This is a genomic window from Paenibacillus sp. 481, assembly GCF_021223605.1.
In the GTDB taxonomy this organism is placed as follows: Bacteria; Bacillota; Bacilli; order Paenibacillales; family Paenibacillaceae; genus Paenibacillus_B.
Genome location: NZ_CP075175.1, coordinates 2821968 through 2839758, shown reverse-complemented (window position 1 = coordinate 2839758; position 17791 = coordinate 2821968). Strand labels below are relative to the sequence as shown.

13 protein-coding genes are annotated in these 17791 nt (G+C 47.3%); 2 read left to right on the top strand and 11 right to left on the bottom strand.

What is annotated here, in order from left to right; translation table 11 throughout:
* Positions 1–4: 4 nt before the first annotated feature.
* Positions 5–1120, top strand: coding sequence for a GerAB/ArcD/ProY family transporter (locus KIK04_RS12425; RefSeq protein ID WP_232278529.1), 1116 nt, complete (start codon positions 5–7; stop codon positions 1118–1120).
* Positions 1104–2309, top strand: a complete 1206-nt coding sequence (locus KIK04_RS12420) for a Ger(x)C family spore germination protein (protein ID WP_232278528.1) — start codon at positions 1104–1106, stop codon at positions 2307–2309. Before KIK04_RS12425 ends, KIK04_RS12420 begins: the two co-directional genes overlap by 17 nt.
* A gap of 195 nt (positions 2310–2504) precedes the next feature.
* On the opposite strand, the gene argH is transcribed toward KIK04_RS12420, so the two are convergent.
* The 11 genes from argH to hpf form a co-directional block, all read right to left on the bottom strand.
* Positions 2505–3920, bottom strand: a complete 1416-nt coding sequence (gene argH / locus KIK04_RS12415; RefSeq protein WP_232278527.1) for an argininosuccinate lyase — start codon at positions 3918–3920, stop codon at positions 2505–2507.
* An 80-nt stretch (positions 3921–4000) separates the two neighbouring features.
* Positions 4001–5272, bottom strand: a complete 1272-nt coding sequence (locus KIK04_RS12410; protein WP_232278526.1) for an argininosuccinate synthase — start codon at positions 5270–5272, stop codon at positions 4001–4003.
* A gap of 44 nt (positions 5273–5316) precedes the next feature.
* On the bottom strand, positions 5317–6273 hold the full coding sequence (gene argF / locus KIK04_RS12405; protein WP_232278525.1) for an ornithine carbamoyltransferase: 957 nt from the start codon (positions 6271–6273) through the stop codon (positions 5317–5319).
* 36 nt (positions 6274–6309) lie between these two features.
* Positions 6310–7509 carry an acetylornithine transaminase gene (locus KIK04_RS12400; protein ID WP_232278524.1) on the bottom strand — a complete coding sequence of 400 codons (1200 nt, stop codon included), beginning with the start codon at positions 7507–7509 and terminating at the stop codon, positions 6310–6312.
* A 119-nt stretch (positions 7510–7628) separates the two neighbouring features.
* Complete coding sequence (gene argB, locus KIK04_RS12395; RefSeq protein WP_232278711.1) at positions 7629–8462, bottom strand: acetylglutamate kinase; 834 nt, start codon at positions 8460–8462, stop codon at positions 7629–7631.
* Positions 8463–8863: 401 nt separating this feature from the next.
* Positions 8864–10165, bottom strand: coding sequence for a bifunctional ornithine acetyltransferase/N-acetylglutamate synthase (argJ, locus tag KIK04_RS12390; protein ID WP_232278523.1), 1302 nt, complete (start codon positions 10163–10165; stop codon positions 8864–8866).
* Positions 10166–10211: 46 nt separating this feature from the next.
* Positions 10212–11267: an N-acetyl-gamma-glutamyl-phosphate reductase gene (gene argC / locus KIK04_RS12385; RefSeq protein ID WP_232278522.1), complete on the bottom strand. Its 1056-nt coding sequence runs from the start codon at positions 11265–11267 to the stop codon at positions 10212–10214.
* A gap of 404 nt (positions 11268–11671) precedes the next feature.
* Positions 11672–12574, bottom strand: a complete 903-nt coding sequence (locus KIK04_RS12380) for a YitT family protein (RefSeq protein ID WP_232278521.1) — start codon at positions 12572–12574, stop codon at positions 11672–11674.
* A gap of 158 nt (positions 12575–12732) precedes the next feature.
* Positions 12733–13849, bottom strand: a protein-coding gene (gene prfB / locus KIK04_RS12375) for a peptide chain release factor 2 (protein WP_232278520.1) whose coding sequence is annotated in 2 segments (ribosomal slippage) — positions 12733–13776 and positions 13778–13849 — 1116 coding nt in all. Because the reading frame shifts where the segments join, the coding sequence is not laid out codon by codon here.
* A 218-nt stretch (positions 13850–14067) separates the two neighbouring features.
* Positions 14068–16578 carry a preprotein translocase subunit SecA gene (gene secA, locus KIK04_RS12370; RefSeq protein WP_232278519.1) on the bottom strand — a complete coding sequence of 837 codons (2511 nt, stop codon included), beginning with the start codon at positions 16576–16578 and terminating at the stop codon, positions 14068–14070.
* Positions 16579–16966: 388 nt separating this feature from the next.
* Positions 16967–17515: a ribosome hibernation-promoting factor, HPF/YfiA family gene (hpf, locus tag KIK04_RS12365; protein WP_232278518.1), complete on the bottom strand. Its 549-nt coding sequence runs from the start codon at positions 17513–17515 to the stop codon at positions 16967–16969.
* Positions 17516–17791 lie beyond the last annotated feature (276 nt).

Here is a 17791-nt window from a genome sequence, read left to right as displayed (position 1 = left end):
AAGTATGAACTTAGTTGACAGCGGCACGAAACACAATAAAATTAATACGCCGCAAATGTCAATCATCCTTGCCAACAACATTTTAGGCACAGCTATTTTATCGCTGCCGCGCAATATGTCTATGAGCATGGATACACCCGACGGTTGGATTTCGATCTTTTTAACAGGCTTGATCTGTATCGGCATCGGCTACTTAATGGTCTATATTAGCAACAAATTCCCGGGATTAACGGTATTTGAGTACAGCCAGCTCCTAATCGGAAAATGGTTAGGACGCATTTTGGTTGGCTTTATGATCGTCTTTTTTATCGGAATGGCCAGCTATGAAGTCAGAGTACTTGCCGAGGTGGTCGATTTATTTTTACTCGAGCAAACACCCAAATCGGTTATTATCATCGTGATGATGATGGCCGCAGTCTATATCGTTTTTGGCGAGCTGGGGGCCATTGCACGGTTATTCGGCATTTTATTGCCGATAACGGTACTCGTCCTGTTTGGTTGCCTCCTGCTCAGCTTAAAAACGTTTGATATTGAGCATTTGCGTCCTGCCCTATCGCATGGCATTATCCCGATTGTAGCGGGCTTCGATCCCGCTTTCACCTCGTTTATCGGGATTGAAGCGCTGCTTATTTTGCCTGCTTTTCTAACCAATCCATCCCGAGCTCCCCGTGCGGTCTGGTATGGAATTGGCGTTCCGACAGCGATATATTTTTTCACCTATTTAGCTGTTATCGGAGGACTAGGTGTCGAAGTGACGAAAACGGTCCTATGGCCGACGATATCGCTTATTCGTTCATTTGAATACACAGGCCTTCTCTTCGAGCGCTTTGATTCATTCCTTATGGCAGTATGGATTATGCAAATATATACGGCTTACGTCATGTATCATTATTTCATCGTAAGGGCGTTAAAAGTATACATAGCCAAGCCCCTTGGCGGAGTATTCCTGATCATGCCGATCATTTATCTGTTAGCCATGATTCCACGCAGCGTATTTTCGTTGTTCAAGCTTCTACGTTACATCGAATGGATGTTTTACGGAATCGTTATCGTTGTTCCGTTATTGCTCATTTTTATGTACTGGATACGGGGGAAAGCGAATCATGAAGCGCAGTCTTAACACACGTAGAATATGCATACTAGCGGCTGTGGTGCTGAGTTTATTGACAGGATGCTGGGATAGCCGTCAAATTGACGAGCTTTCCTTTACAACAGGAGTAGGGATAGATACAGCTGACGATAGTAAGGCGATCGATGCGTCTCTACTACAGACCCGACCGGATCAGCGTATAAAATTAACGTATCAGCTCGTAATCCCTAAGATTGCTGCTGGCTTACAGGGAGGCTCTCCTGGTACGAAGCCATACTCCAATATTACACGTATCGGTGAAACGTCGCATGAATTAACACGGCGTGTTGCCTTAGAAGCAAACCCTATTTTCGGAGAGCATATTAAGGTGTTGCTTATTAGCGAAAAGTTCGCCCAGAAGCGAGATTTGATTACAACGCTGAACTTTTTTTACCGTGATGAGGGATTCCGCGAAAGCAGCATTGTTCTTCTTTCAAAAGGGGAAGCAAGCAAAACACTGGATGTGGATGGCACCGAAATACCGACGAATATCGTGACAAATATTGCAGACAACCAGTATCGCTCCACCCGAATTCTTCCGGTATTAACGATACAAAAGACGATGGGCAAGCTGCTTAACCATTCAAGCTTTATGGTGCAGACCTTAGCTGTAGATAAAGGAAAGATTACCTTTTTTGGTGGGGGCATCATTAGAGGCGATACGAAAAAGTTAGTTGGATATTTGAATCCGTTACAATTACAAGGCCTTACGTGGCTGACAGGCAAAAAAACAGGCGGATTGCTGCGCCTTAATGATGATCACGGCGCTCCCCTGTTCGTATATGAAAATAAACAATTAAACACAACGATTACACCACAAGTGGAAGGCGAGCACATTTCATTTCACGTCAACATTCGTTCCCGGGGGCGGATTTCCGAAGAACTGCGACCGATGCAAATTACGAATGACGATGAGCAGGTAAATAAAATCATTCGAGAATCGGAACGTAAAGTCGAGCAAGAAGTAACGAAAATGGTACGAGAAGTGTTGACGCTTATTCAAGACAAGTATCAAGCTGATGTTGTCGGCTTTGGCACTGAGCTGAATATGAAATATCCGCAACAATGGAACAAATTGAAGCAAAATTGGCCCGAGCATTTTAAAAAGTCCACAATTAAAATCGAATCACACATTCAGATCGAAGACTACGGACTGGAAAATATGAACGAGGCGAAGTAATAGGCAACAGCGTAAGAGCCCTAGGTGATTGTCGTAGGGCTCTATGTGTATGCAGCAACAAGCCAGCAAAAAAGAGCAGCACGCGTCAGCGTCTCACGGGACGCTATTAACGCGTGCTGCTCCTTGTACAATTGTATTCTTCCTACTATGCGATACATGCTAAGCATATCGATTATATGATTAGAGCGTTCACCACTATGATCTTGTTGATGCGTGCTGCTGCACCCATGATAAGGTATTGCTCAACGCAGAACCCGCACGCTCGATAGCCGCTGTAACTTGCACAGCCGCAGTACCGCCATACACGTCACGAGCATTCACGACATTTTCCGGCTGCAACACATCGTAAATGCGCTCGTCGAATAAGGTCGAGAACTGCCTGAATTCATCCAAGGATAAATCAAGCAAGTATTTGTTCTGCTGTATGCAGTACAATACCGTCTTGCCGATTACTTCATGCGCCTGACGGAATGGCAATCCTTTGTTAACAAGGAAGTCTGCAATGTCCGTTGCATTCGAGAAATCTTGGCGAACGGCTTGACGCATGCGATCACGGTTCACCTTCATCGTCTCAACCATCGGCGTGAACAAACGCAGCGCACCTTCCAACGTTTCCACCGTGTCGAACATGCCCTCTTTGTCTTCCTGCATATCTTTGTTATAGGCAAGCGGCAACGCCTTGAGCACTGTCAGCATACCAACGAGATGACCGTACACACGTCCTGTCTTACCGCGCACAAGCTCGGCAACGTCCGGATTCTTCTTCTGCGGCATAATGCTGGAGCCTGTGCAAAACGCATCGTCCAGCTCCACGAATTGAAATTCAGTGCTCGACCACAACACAAGCTCCTCACACAAGCGAGACAAGTGCATCATAACGAGCGACGAATTAGACAGAAACTCGACGATAAAATCCCGATCACTTACTGCATCCAGACTATTTTCGTACACCCGATCAAACCCTAATTCCGCAGCAACAAAATGACGATCGATGGCGAACGTCGTTCCCGCCAACGCTCCTGCCCCTAGCGGAAGTGTATTAATCCGCTTATAGCTGTCAACGAACCGCTCAATATCGCGCTCGAACATGGACACGTACGCCATCAAGTGATGGGCGAACAAGATGGGCTGCGCCCGTTGCAAATGCGTGTAACCTGGCACAATCGTATCCAAGTTTGCTTCCGCCTGCTTCAATAGCGCTCCTTGCAACTGACCAAGCAAATCGACGAACATGACAACCCGCTTGCGCAAATACAAGTGCATATCTGTCGCCACTTGGTCATTGCGGCTCCGCCCTGTATGCAGCTTGCCTCCAACAGGGCCGATTAGATCGATCAACGTCTTCTCGATATTCATATGAATATCTTCATCCGATACCGAATAATCCATATCGCCGCGTCGGATTTGCTGCAGCACCTGATGCAGACCGTCTTTAATTTTTTCAACGTCCGCCTCTGGCAAAATACCGCATTTCCCCAGCATCGTCACGTGGGCTAAACTGCCCTCAATATCTTCTTCTGCCATCACTTGGTCAAAGGTAATTGATGCCGTGTACCTTTCAACCAGTTGATCCGTCTGTTTCGTAAACCGGCCGCCCCACAATTTGCTCACGTCTGTTCCTCCTTGTGCCTCACTACCCTTATCAAATATCTCAACTACAACGATTAACGATTATAATTAATGGTTCTCAATTAGCGATTAACGCCAGCTTCCTCCAACACAGCACCGTGCACTGTCGAACCGTGTACACTTGCTGCTACCTTCAAACGCAGCGCGTTTAAGCGGATAAAGCCTGTCGCATCATTTTGGTCATACGCTTTAGAAGGATCTGCTTCCATCGTTGCAATATCCGGATTGTACAAGCTAAGCGAGCTTTGCACACCTGCTCCGATCACGTTGCCCTTGTACAGCTTCAAACGTACTGTACCCGTTACGTGCTTCTGGCTTTCATCAACGAGCACTTGAATAGCCAAGCGTTCTGGTGCAAACCAGAAGCCGTTGTACACGAGCGAGCTATATTTGGAAATTAGCGAATCACGCAAATGCATCACTTCACGGTCCATCGTCAAAGACTCCATTTTGCGATGCGCCGTAAACAAGATCGTGCCACCTGGCGTCTCGTACACACCACGGCTCTTCATGCCAACAAAGCGATTTTCCACCATATCAACACGTCCAATGCCGTGCTTACCGCCAATCTCATTCAACGTTTCCATCACTTGCAGCGGCGACAGTTGCTCACCATTCACCGCCACACAGTTCCCCTGCTCAAACGTCAATTCCACATACTCTGCCACATCTGGCGCATCTTCCGGTGCCACGCTCAACACGAACATGTCTTTGTTCTCGTCCGCACTTGGGTCGAACCAAGGATCTTCAAGCACGCCACTCTCAAAGCTAATATGTAGCAAGTTGCGATCCGTGGAATACGGCTTAGAAGCTGAAGCCTGCACAGGAATACCATGTTGTTCCGCATAAGCGATCATTTCTGCACGTCCTGGGAACTGCTCACGGAACGCCTCGGAACGCCACGGTGCAATAACTTCAATCTCAGGTGCTAACGAAGCTGCTGTCAGCTCAAAGCGCACTTGGTCATTGCCTTTTCCCGTTGCGCCGTGCGCGATTGCAATTGCGCCTTCCTTACGAGCAATTTCAACCATACGCTTCGCAATTAACGGGCGAGCGATGCTCGTGCCCAACAAATATTGTCCTTCGTACAAAGATCCCGCTTGGAACATCGGGAATATAAAATCTTGTGCAAACTCATCGCGCAAATCCTCGATATATACTTTGGAAGCACCTGTTGCCAGTGCTTTTTCCTCCAGACCATCGAGTTCTTCCTTCTGTCCAATGTCAGCCGTAAAAGCAATGATTTCTGCGTTATACGTTTCTTTCAACCATTTTAAAATAACAGATGTATCTAACCCACCCGAGTATGCTAGCACGATTTTATCTTTTGCCATCGCCGTTTCTCTCTCCTTATCCAACCTATATTTGTCGTGGCCCATTAGCCCATTACAGCTGCCATGATTGCTTTTTGCGCGTGCAGACGATTCTCTGCTTGATCAAATACGATAGAATGCTTACCGTCCATAATGTCCGCACTCACCTCTTTACCGCGATACGCTGGTAAGCAGTGCATAAATACATAATCGGATTGCGCGTATTTGACTAACGCTTCGTTCACTTGAAATCCGGAGAATGCTCGCTCACGCTCCACCTGTTCTTCCTCTTGACCCATGCTTGCCCATACGTCCGTGTAGATGACGTCTGCATCGGCGATTGCTTCTTTCGGGTCCTGCGTTAACAACAGTTGACTTCCCGATTTGGACGCCTGCTCCATGGATTGCTTCACAATGTCAGCGTCAGGCTCATAGCCTGCTGGCGTTGCTACTGCAACATGTACGCCGAGCTTACTGCCACCCATCATTAACGAGTGCGCGACATTGTTACCGTCACCGATGTAAGCCAGCTTCAAACCTTGAAGCGCGCCTTTATGTTCGAAAATCGTCTGATAATCAGCTAGCGCTTGGCATGGATGATTATGATCAGACAACCCGTTAATAACCGGAATCGTCGCGCCACGAGCTAAATCAATGACTGTCCGGTGTGCAAATGTACGAATCATAATGCCGTCCAAATAACGAGACATCGTTTGCGCCGTGTCCCACACGGTTTCGCCGCGACCGAGTTGCAAATCATTTTTGCTTAAAAACAGCGCATGGCCACCCAACTGAAACATACCGACTTCAAAGGAAACACGTGTCCGCGTGGACGATTTTTCAAAAATCATCCCCAGCGCCTTCCCTTTCAACGGCTGAAACGGCACACCTTCTTTTTGCTTCTGCTTGATGTGAATCGCATAATCGATTAAATATTGCAGTTCTTCTGCTGTATAGTCAGCTAACGCAACAAAATCACGTCCGCGAAAATGAGTTGCTAATGGTGTACTGGCTGGAGTCATATGCCGTAATACCTCCTTCTATGTTGTGTGATCATGTTATGTCTTTGATAATGCGGCACAATGTTTCGTCAGCACTTCCACTAAAATCGCCACAGCTTCGTCCGTTTCCTGCTCGCTCACGAGCAAGTTAGGCAATAGTCGAATAACGTTAGGGCCAGCCGGAACGACCAGCAGCTTCGCTTGCTGTGCGGCACTAATCAGATCCGCGATCGGCTCTGAACATTCAATACCGACAATCAGACCGAGACCACGAATCCCACGCACGATCGGAAAATGAGATAATTTCTCCTCCAACTGCTTGAGCAAGTACGCACTTGCTGAAGCTGCACGTTCAACAACATTTTGCTCCAGCATCGTTTCTATCGTACCGAGCACAGCCGACATCGCCAGTGGTGTACCACCAAATGTAGTTGCGTGGCTACCAGGGCCAAAAGCTTCTTTTAAGTAGCCTTGTGCGAGCATGGCGCCTACTGGGAAGCCACTTCCAAGTCCCTTAGCGACTGTGAAAATATCTGGCGTCAGCCCATAGTGCTCATGGGCAAACAACTTGCCCGTGCGTCCCATGCCCGTCTGCACTTCATCTATGATAAGCAGCAAACCTTGCTCCTTACATAGCGCAGCGACTGCTTGTGCGAACTCCGGCTCGATCGGATGAACGCCACCTTCAGCCTGCACGATTTCTAACATGATCGCTGCCGTACGTTCATTAATGGCACCACGCAGATCATCAATATCGTTGAATGTTGCGTAGCGGAAGCCTTCCGGCAATGGTGAAAATCCATCTTTCACCTTGTCTTGCCCCGTCGCGGTCAACGTTGCCAACGTACGACCGTGGAACGATTGATGGAACGTAACAATTTCGTATCGTCCCGTATTGGCCACTTTTGCGTGATAGCGACGCGCCAGCTTAATAGCCGCTTCATTCGCTTCCGCGCCACTGTTGCAGAAAAATACGGCATCTGCACACGTATGTTGAGTCAATAACTGCGCAGCTTGCTCTTGCTGCGGAATATGATACAGATTGGACACATGCCATAACGTGTCCAGTTGCTCTTGCACACGCAGCTTCACGCGTTCTGGAGCGTGGCCTAAGTTAGTCACGGCCAATCCGCACATAAAGTCCAAATACTCATTGCCTTGGTCATCCCATAAGCGACTGCCTTGGCCTTTTACCATCGCTATTGGATAACGGGAATACGTTTGAAATAGTGCACTTTCTGCTGTTGAATGAGTCATCCGATTTCACCCCTCTTAGTTCAATCCATCGTTATTTAAAGTTCGCACATATTTACACAGCTCGCGTAGATTCGATTAACTCGCTTAGCTTAGATTCATTTATTTTCATATCGATTCGATTAGTTCACCAACACTGTGTTCTCACTGACAGCACTCACAATACGTGTCCCCAACTGCTCGCCAGCCATAATCCGCCGCAATACACCTGGTTCAGATCCGTCCGCAATAACGACTTCCTTTACGCCACCATCCATGCTCTGCATAGCAGCACGCACTTTAGGAATCATGCCTCCGAAAATATCGCCTTGGGCAATCATCAGCTCAATTTCAGTCGTCGTTACAACAGGCAACACGACCTTTTCCCCATCGATTACTTTCATAATGCCTGGCACATCAGTAATCACAATTAACTGTTCAACACCGAGATAAGCCGCTACAGCACCCGCTGCCGTATCCGCGTTTATGTTGTAACGCTGCCCTACAGCATCGATCCCCACTGGAGCAATGACCGGCAAATAGCCGAGTCCGATGATACCCTCGATAAGACTAGCGTCTATTCGCGATACATCACCTACAAATCCTAAAGCTGCCGCATTCGCGACTGGTGTTGCTTGAATGAGACTACCGTCTGTGCCTGACAAACCAATGGCCGAAGCACCTACAGCTGTTAAGCGCCGTACGATTTGTTTGTTGATCGTGCCTGCCAGCACCATTTCAACGACGTCCAGCACTTCCTCACTCGTCCGACGCAACCCGCCTACAAACTCCGTCTCAATACCAAGCTTGCTTAACGTGTTGGAAATAGCAGGACCTCCACCATGCACGATGACGGGCATCGTTCCAGCCGCTTGCAGTTCACCCAACTGTGTGTAAAAAGATTCAGGCAAAGCTGCAAGCGTACTGCCGCCACATTTCATTACGAAGCGGCGCGAGGGTACTAACTTTTCGAACATAACTGGTTCCGTTTCGTCTTGATTGCCTCGTCTAAGCTGCAGATTTGTATTGTCTACACGACCTGCACTATCCATAGTGCTTGAACCGATCACAGCATCATTACAGTTGTTCCTATCCGTATCCTTACTACTCACTGCGCAACTCCTTGTCATTACTCGCTTTGCACCTAACCGTTCAACCGATGCCTGTATTTCGCTCGCCTCGATTACCGTTGTCTGTGTCTCATTTAGCCTGATCAACTGAATGTCTTGAGACATTTCCGGCTTCTCTTGCACCCGCGCCGCTCCGTTTGCCATCGTGCTTCTTCCCCCCTTAAATGTGCTAATTGCCGGCACGTTACCAGCTTAACTGCTCCATAAAATCTATCTATGCGTTCCACGAAATTCGTTCATTCGACACGTTACGTTCTGTAAGCTGCATTAATACGCACGTAATCATAAGTTAGATCGCAACCCCACGCTGTCGCTTCACCATCACCCATATGCAAATCGATCGTAAATACAACCGTATCGCCTTTTAAATAAACAAGCGCTGCATCTTCATCAAAAAGAACAGGCGTAGATTGACGCAGCACTGCAATCGCACCTAAGTCGATATCTACGGTCTCAGGATTCACTTTGATCCCCGAATAACCAACTGCAGCAATAACACGTCCCCAGTTCGCGTCAGCACCGAACACAGCCGATTTCACCAGACTTGAGCCGACAACAGTCTTCGCTATTGCTCGGGCATCGTCCTCTGACGTTGCACCTGTGACGCGCACCTCGATCAACTTCGTCGCGCCTTCACCATCACGTGCGATGGATTTCGCCAAATGCTCGCACACATGTTGAAATGCTGCTGCAAATGCGTTCCAATCCGGATGCTGCTCATCTAGCTGTTCATTGCCAGCAGCCCCGCTCGCCATGGCGACTAGCATATCGTTCGTGCTCGTATCGCCATCAACGGTGATCATATTAAAAGTGGCGTCCGTAACTTGCTTCAACAACCGCTCCAATGCCCGACCATCGATCTCAGCGTCCGTTGTTACAAAGCCCAGCATCGTCGCCATATTAGGATGAATCATGCCTGAACCTTTCGCTGATCCACCAATGTGTACGTCCAGCCCGTTTACACGCACTACGGTACACACTTCCTTCTTGACGAGATCTGTCGTCAAGATCGCTTGCGAAAACTGCTCCGCCCCATTAGCCCCAGACTGCAAATTTCCTGGCAGCTCAGCAATCCCTTGCTCGACGCAGTCCATTTTCAATAGCTGCCCGATTACGCCTGTTGACGCAACAGCAACATGATGAGCAGGCACGCCCAACTGCTCCGCGAATGCGCTCCGCATGCGATAAGCATCTGCCTCGCCTTGCTTGCCCGTACAGGCATTAGCGTTACCACTGTTCACAATGACGGCACGCAACAGCCCTTCTTCAGCTAAGCTTGCGCGTGTTACGTCAAGCGGCGCAGCCTGAAAAGAATTTGTCGTATATACAGCCGCCGCAACTGCGGGCACGTCACACACGATCGCACCGATGTCGTTGCGTGTCGCTTTTTTCAAACCACAATGCAAGCCACCGGCTTGAAAGCCTTGTGGCGTCGTAACAGAGCCTTCTATAACGCGATATAGCAATGTTCCTGAACTCGAAGCAGAATGATTAATTGGCGCTGGCTCAGTCAAATTTTTAGATTGCACAGTATGATTTACTTGTTTCATATGGAATCATCCCTCGACTTTCCTATTCATAACAAATTCGTTCTCGTTATGGATAAACAGGCGTTAACGCCAAACCTAGCGTTTCTTCCCAACCCATCATCAAGTTTAAGTTCTGTACGGCTTGCCCAGCGGCACCTTTCACGACATTATCGATAACAGAGATGATCGTTACCCGATTTGTCCGTTCATCTACAGCAAAGCCGATATCGCAATAATTAGATCCAAACACTTCTTTGGTCGCCGGCCACGTCCCTTGTGGACGGATACGCACGAACGGTTTGCCTGTATAAAACTCGGAATACAATGAGATAAAGTCCGCTGTCGAAAATTGACCATTTATATGTGCATACATCGTCGACATAATTCCCCGCGTCATCGGCGTCAAATGCGTCGTGAACGTAATCGTTACAGGGCTGCCCTGTACATCCGACAACACTTGCTCGATTTCGGGAATATGTTGATGTTTATTTACTTTGTAAACTTTCAAATTCTCATTAATTTCACTATAGTGAGCCATTAAGCTTGTGCCACGACCCGCGCCGGATACGCCTGATTTGGCATCGACAATAATTGATGCCGGATCGATCCAGCCTGCCTTTAACGCAGGTGTAAGACCAAGCAGTGTCGCCGTCGGATAACAACCCGGATTCGAAATAAATCGTTTTCCCTTCACCTGTTCCCCATATAGCTCACACAATCCATAAGTCGCCTCTGCCAACGTGTCGGCATCTGGCTCATCATGCTTATACCACTGTGTGTAAGACGCCGCGTCTTTAAGCCTGAAATCACCTGACAAGTCGATAACTTTTAGTCCTGCCGCCAATAGTTGTGGAACCAGCTTTGCACTTACACCAGAAGGTGTCGCCGTAAACACCAAATCAGCCTTGCTCTTGATCTCGTCTACATCAACACCGTCCAAGGTGTCACACAAAATATGATGCAAATGAGGGTATCCTTCCGTAATCAACGTACCTGCGCTAGATGCCGAAATAACGGACGTCAGACTAGTGTGTGGATGGGTCAGCAACAGCCGAATTAATTCCACTCCCCCGTAGCCCGTCGAGCCGACGACAGCGATACGCAACTTTTCTTTGCTTGACATCGCTCTACTCTCTCCTTCTCCTAAGTGCTGCTTTTTTGTGTAGAACATCCTGTTATGTGTAACGTTGTTTATCTGTCGTCGGACTTACCTTTTACACAACAGATCGCCAGTAGTGAATTAAATATGGAAATTGTTTCTTTTTAGCGATTTACGCATTATTATACTTTTGAAATTATATAAATACAACACTTATTTTTCTAAAATTTTATTACCAGTAAGCCTTTTTTCGTTAATTTGACGTAAATAAGGGTTGTATAACAAGCGGTTTTTTGTGTATTTATGCATTATGAATGAATGGAGGAGGAGTGAATAATTTTTTGCATACAAAAAAAGAGCCGCAACCGCGGCCCTTACAGGACATGTCATGTTTTTGTCGTTAATTTATACCATGTATATTTATGGAATCATGAATGAATTTTGAACCCTTCACCAAGCACTTCATTTGTATTACTAATTATGACAAACGCGCTCGGATCGACAGAACGAACAAGCGCCTTCAACTTGTACACTTCGGTCTGACCGACAACGATCATCAAAACCGTACGCCCTTCGCCCGTATATCCACCTTCACCGTGCAACTTTGTAAGTCCGCGATTTAGATCATGCAGCACAGCGTCAGTCATTTTGTCCGTATCGTCTGTAATAATAAAGGCAACCTTCGTATATCCGAGTCCAATTTGCACGGCATCCAATGTCTTGCTCATGACAAACAATCCAATCAATGCATACATAGCGCTCTCAAATGACATCAAGAAACCAGCAAGTAAAATGATTATCCCGTCGCAAACAGCCACAGATAGCGGCAAACTAATGCCGAGGAACGTGTGAACAATTTGTGCTGTAATGGCGTTGCCCCCTGTAGAACCACGCCCACGGAACACGATTCCAAGACCAATTCCAATTCCAATTCCGCCAAAAATGGACGCTAGCAGCGGATTGGATGTTCCAACTGGGATACTACTAGTTAAGTATACGAATGTCGGCAGCGCGATGGAGCCTACTAGCGCACGGATGCCATATTGTCTCCCAAATAGTACAATCCCCACAATAAACAGCGGAATGTTGAATGCGTATTGTGTAATAGCTGGGTTCCAACCAAACTGGTTCTGTAAAATGATAGATAACCCCGAGATTCCTCCGGAAGCGATTTTGTTCGGAAGCAGCAAGTAGTTAAAGCTTAGTGCCATAATAAAAGCGCCTAACAAAATGAGTCCGTATTCAAGCACGTTCCGCAACGGATGATTGTGCGCAAGAAGCGGTGCACCACGACGACGCGGTTTGCTCGCTGTAAATGATGAACTAGACATATGATCTCTCCTTGGTACTAGCTAGTATCGCTAAATAGACGTTCTCCTATCCTAAGTACAGTATGATCTTGCTCTCTTTTAAGTTAAAGCGTTCAAGCACAGCAAAAAACCTGCCCCGATAAGTTATCGGGCGCAGGTTAGCAAACTTCATTCACGTATTATGTTTCTGAAGTCGGTTTAATTAGCGTGCGTAAGTACGCTTCAATAAACGCATCGAGATCGCCGTCCATGACGGCGCCAACGTTACCGGTTTCCACCTGCGTCCGGTGGTCCTTAACCATGCTGTAAGGATGGAACACGTAGGAGCGAATCTGGCTGCCCCAAGCGATATCCATCTGCTCGCCGCGGATTTCCGCAAGCTGTTTTTGCTGTTCCTCGATTTGGCGCTCATATAGCTTCGAGCGAAGGTGCGTCATCGCACGCTCACGGTTCTTGATCTGTGAGCGCTCCGTTTGGCATGTCACGACGATGCCCGACGGGATGTGCGTAATCCGCACTGCCGAGTCAGTCGTATTAATGTGCTGACCGCCCGCACCGCTTGCACGATACGTGTCGACCTTCAAGTCTTCTGTACGAATGTTAATATCCACATCGTTCGTAATTTCAGGGACAACGTCGCACGATACGAACGATGTATGACGACGACCAGAAGAATCAAACGGCGAAATGCGGACAAGTCGATGGACGCCTTTTTCCGCTTTTAAGTAGCCGTAGGCGTTAAAGCCCTTGATCAGAAGCGTTACACTCTTAATACCTGCTTCATCACCAGGCAAATAATCCAGCACTTCTACTTTAAAGCCACGCTTCTCAGCCCAGCGGGTATACATGCGTAGTAGCATTTGTCCCCAGTCTTGCGACTCGGTACCACCAGCGCCTGGATGAAGCTCTAAGATCGCATTGTACTTATCGTAAGTTTCGCTAAGCAGCAACTGAAGTTCAAAGTTCTCCACTTTGCTTAACAGTTGCTTAACTGTCTCACCTAGTTCAGATGCTAAATCCTCATCATCTTCCTCTTCCGCCAGTTCAAACATCATTTGCGCATCTTCATACTCTTGATGCAACGCGCTATATTGGTCTGTAATTCCTTTAATGCCGTTAAGCTCAGCAATAATACCTTGGGCGCGCTCGTTGTCGTCCCAGAAATCAGGCGCAGACATTTTCTCTTCAAAATTCGCAATCATCTCTTGCTTCACATCGAAGTCAAAGAGACCCCCTAAGGTTCGTAAGTTTCGTTGCGATGTCTCGCAAATTGTGACGTACGCTTGCGTCGATCATCGAATCAGTCCTTTCGGTCTCATATAGCTAAGCAAGCGTGGCATAGACTTGTGGAGTAGTTAGCTTAGCGGAGCACTTAGTGGAGTACTACTCAAAGCACACATTCTCTATGCGTCTCGACTCTGCACTTTTGTACACGCCACACTCGCGTCTTGCTGAACAACGGGCGGCACAGAGCCGCCCGTTGCAATTATGGTCTATCCAAAATTATAGCATGTTTACCCTTGTTTACCATGGCACTGCTTATACTTCTTACCGCTGCCGCATGGGCAAGGCTCGTTGCGACCAGTTCCCTCGTCCTTTGTTACCGGACGCTTCACTTCTGGCTCTGCATTTGTAGAAATCTGGCTCTCTTCTACAACAGATTGACGCTCAACGTTCTGCTCGACTCTAGACTTCATAATGTAGTTAGCGACTTCTTCTTGAATAGCAAAAATCATCGCGTTAAACATTTCATAGCCTTCGAACTGGTACTCGCGCAGCGGATCTGTACCGCCGTAAGCACGCAAGTGAATACCTTGACGCAAATGATCCATCGCATCAATATGATCCATCCACTTCGAATCTACAGCACGCAGCACAACGACTTTTTCGAATTCGCGTACAAGCTCTTCACCAAGATGCTCTTCACGCTCATTATAAATATGAACGATCTTACCAAAGAGATACTCAACGATCTCTTCCTTCTCTTTGCCCCACAGGTCATCTTTTGTTAAAGAGCCCTCTTCAAGCAAATGGCGGTGCATGTAGCTAATAACTTCTTCAAGCTCCCAGTTCTCTGGAACCTCTTCTTCGCTACAATGCGCATCAACGATACGCTCGACACAAGGCTTAATCATATCCATCACGATTTGACGAATATTTTCCGATTCAAGCACATCACGGCGCTGACGGTAAATAATTTCACGCTGTTGGTTCATAACATCGTCGTACTGAAGAACGACTTTACGCATGTCGAAGTTGTTACCCTCAACACGCTTTTGAGCAGATTCTACAGCACGTGTAATCAGCTTGGACTCGATTGGCTGGTCTTCCTCGAAGCCGAGGCGCTCCATCATGCCAAGTACGTTGTCCGCACCGAAACGACGCATCAACTCATCTTCAAGCGACAAGTAGAACTGGGATGAACCCGGGTCACCTTGACGACCTGCACGACCACGCAACTGGTTATCGATACGACGGCTCTCGTGGCGCTCTGTACCGATAATATGAAGACCGCCCACTGCTGGAACGTCTTCGCCCAACAAAATGTCCGTACCACGACCAGCCATGTTCGTTGCAATTGTAACGGAACCAGCTTGTCCTGCACGGGAAATAATTTCAGCTTCCTCTGCGTGGAACTTCGCGTTCAAGACTTTGTGCTGAACACCTTTTTTGTGAAGCATATCCGACAATAACTCTGAATTCTCAATGGAAACTGTACCTACGAGAATAGGCTGCTTCTTCTTATAACGCTCCACGATTTCATCAACCGCAGCACGGTATTTAGCCATTTCAGACTTATACACAACATCCGGCAAGTCTTGACGTTGGTTCGGTTTATTCGTCGGTATTTGGAGAACTTCCAAACCGTAAATGCTCTTAAATTCTTCTTCCTCTGTCTTCGCTGTACCTGTCATACCTGACAGCTTGCGGTACATACGGAAGTAGTTCTGGAACGTAATCGTTGCAAGTGTCATGCTCTCGTTCTGAACTTCGAGCGATTCCTTTGCCTCGATCGCTTGATGCAAACCGTCGCTATAACGACGACCAGCCATCATACGGCCCGTAAACTCATCGACGATGACGATTTCGCCTTCGCTAATGACATAGTCAACGTCACGGCGCATAATCGAATGCGCGCGCAATGCTTGCTGCACGTGGTGATTAAGCGTTACATTTTTGATATCGTACATATTCTCGATACCGAATGCTTTCTCCGCTTTCGCCACACCAGCCTCTGTAAGCGCAACTTGGCGAGTCTTCACGTCAATCGTGAAGTCATCCTCAATCTTCAAGCGGCTAACAAAGCGATCCGCAGCAAAATACAAGTCCGTAGACTTCGCTGCTTGTCCCGAAATAATAAGCGGCGTACGTGCTTCATCGACGAGGATGGAGTCAACTTCGTCAATAATAGCGAAGTTCAACGGACGCTGTACCATTTGCTCTTGGTACAACACCATGTTGTCACGCAAGTAGTCGAAACCGTACTCGTTGTTCGTACCGTACGTAATATCGCAAGCATATGCATCTTGCTTCATCTCGTGGCTCATGCCAGAAAGGTTCAAACCTACTGTCATACCCAAGAAGTTATAAATCTGTCCCATCTCGTTGCTATCACGCGATGCCAAGTAATCATTGACGGTAACTACGTGAACACCTTTGCTTGAGAGTGCATTCAAATAAACAGGAAGCGTACCGACGAGCGTCTTACCTTCACCTGTTTTCATCTCCGCAATCTTACCTTCGTGCAGCGCCACACCGCCCAATAGCTGAACATCGTAATGACGCTTGCCGAGTACGCGTTTGGATGCTTCACGCACCGTCGCAAATGCTTCAGGCAGCAACTGCTCCAACGTGTCGCCTTTCTCTATGCGCGCACGGAATTCTTCTGTCTTCGCGCGCAATTGCTCGTCCGACAACTTCTGTAATTCCGGCTCCATGCTGTTAATCAGCTCAACAGTTTTCATTAACCGCTTCACTTCGCGTTCATTAGCGTCACCAAATAATTTTTTCACAAGTCCTAACATGGTTAACCCCTTTCACGCAAAACAGATCATTTATTCTAATCACCCATCAGAGGGCATTTAGAAGTCTATTTCCATTCACTCGTTTTGCAATAAATTGTAACAGTTTCAACAAAGAGCCGCAACCGTCCAAGGCACCAAATCATGACACTTGTGGCGTTATTTACGCATTCGAAGCGGCCTTATGAGTTGCGTCTTGGTCACAGCATTGAACATAACAATATTTCAGTAAACTTTGCTTCTATATATACGAGAAAAGAGCCCATTCCGTTGCGGAATTAGGCTCAGTTCTTATCATATACGGTGTACACGCCGCTAATCCGACTTACTCTGTCTAGCTTAGCCTTAAATGCTTAGCTTTAGAGCTTACGGATCAGCTGCAGCACCGTGCTTAGCCTTGTTCTATTAATCCATAACGTCCGTCATCGCGACGATACACGACACTGACTTCCTTTGTATCCGAATTGGAGAAGACGAAAAAGCTATGTCCTATCATATTCATTTGCAAAATAGCTTCTTCCACGTCCATCGGCTTCAGCGTAAAACGCTTCATCCGAACGACTTCCAACTCGTCCTCGTGCTCATCTACAGCCACTTGCGCCGCTGCATCTTCGGCAAACAGTTGATTCACGCTGCCAGCTACACGCAATTTGCGGTTGACTTTCGTCTTATGCTTGCGAATTTGGCGCTCCAACTTGTCTAGAACCGAATCAATAGATGAGTACATGTCTTTACTGCGATCCTCTGCCCGCAACATCAAGTTAGGCAGTGGAATTGTCACCTCGACAATGTGCAAATCGCGAATAACGCTCAGCGTCACATTGACATCAGATGTAAGGGGAGTTTCAAAATACCTCTCTAGCCGGCTTAACTTCTTCTCGACATAATCGAGCAAAGCATCCGTAACCTCGATGTGTTGACCTCGAACTTTGAAATTCATAGGGCACTCCTCCTTTTGTGTCTCTATTATACCATAGGCAGGTGTCAGGAATCAAAACAACGGTTACAAATTGTGTACACTTCTGTAGTGATTTGCGCAAAGATTTGTACAGTTGTTTGCGTAGTCTTTTGTACCCTGTATGTCCGCTGCTGAAACGGTACTGATTGGGCGTGCAGGAAGGAGTGTGATGAAGGCCGGAAAACGGAAGAAGCAAGGGCCTAGGTTTAAGTTAAGGAGGATGGATAACGGACAACGTGCTTGTACCGGAGTAAGAGG